At 60.6% G+C, this 1,062-nt stretch carries 2 protein-coding genes; both read right to left on the bottom strand.

Annotated elements, in window-relative coordinates; translation table 11 throughout:
- Positions 1–125 precede the first annotated feature (125 nt).
- Positions 126–341, bottom strand: coding sequence for a hypothetical protein (locus HF327_RS21825; RefSeq protein WP_198462441.1), 216 nt, complete (start codon positions 339–341; stop codon positions 126–128).
- Between the two features lie 9 nt (positions 342–350).
- Positions 351–1,062 (bottom strand): phage BR0599 family protein (locus HF327_RS21820; protein WP_198462440.1); only part of this gene is annotated, 712 nt, incomplete at its 5' end.

Genomic DNA, 1,062 nt, shown 5'->3' with positions numbered 1-1,062 from the left:
TGACAATCCGTGGGCCGCAAACCACTGGCGAGATCCACTCGCACAGAATCCGGCTCTTCCTAAATAAGGCACGCTGTAGAGGTGCCGTGGCCAGATGCGCAGCTCGGTGTCATTCATGGCTGGCATCACTTTCGGATGGGCGATGTGCGGAAGTTGCCCGCACCCAGCACCATCCAGTTGTCCACCCAGCAGGTGCCGAACACCTCAATCTGGGCCGTCCCTTCTGTCCCCTGGGGAAACTTGAAATCCTCCAGCGTGGAGGCCTTGGGCGTCACGGTCTTTGGCCGTGTGGCGTAGGAAATGATTACCGAGACGACCAAAATTGCGAGCTGAACCCACATATCAAAACCTCACCAAAGACGCTTGCCATAGATGGATTCGCCCGGCATGTGGGGGAAGCCGCCATGGTTCAAAAGGTTGTTAAAACGGTCATTGCAGGTGCTTCGCAAGCCATCACAGCCGGGGTACAGCGTGACGCTGTCGCCAATGGCCAGACCGTAGGTACCGCCGATCAGCTCCACCTGGGAGCCACTGGCCACTTCAATGCCACGCAGCTCCGCGGTGTCGTCCACATGCCACTCGGCAGCGCCATAGCTGAAGACGCTGATGTCCGGTATGCCTGCCGCGTCAAACCAGATATGGGTGCCGGTCAATTGCGTGACATGCACCACCATGGCATGCAGGGCCTTGTTCACACTGCAGCGGCCGTCGTAGACGCTGTGCGGGCAGGAGCGCTCATAGCGCAGGCGCAGGCCGTCGCGCTGCATGGATGCCGAGAGCGAGTCACAGACAAGCTCTGCCTGGCCTGGCTTGGCAAACACCACACTGCTGACGCTGCCCACCCAGCACACCTCGGCATCGGCCGCAGCCGCGTCGTAATCGCGCACCGTCAAAAAAATCTCTTCACTGGGCGGCGTGCTGCGAAATAGCTGTGCCACGGGCTGGGCTGCAGGCAGCGTCACATGCACGGTATCTGCTGAGGCCTCCCCGGTCATGCGGATGCCGTCATCACTGATCGGCAGCGGCAACCACTCATGGCCGTCGAACTGGATGACGCGGTCA

Source organism: Comamonas suwonensis (assembly GCF_012844455.2).
GTDB lineage: Bacteria > Pseudomonadota > Gammaproteobacteria > Burkholderiales > Burkholderiaceae_C > Comamonas > Comamonas suwonensis.
This window is presented reverse-complemented; position numbering and strand designations above follow the sequence as displayed.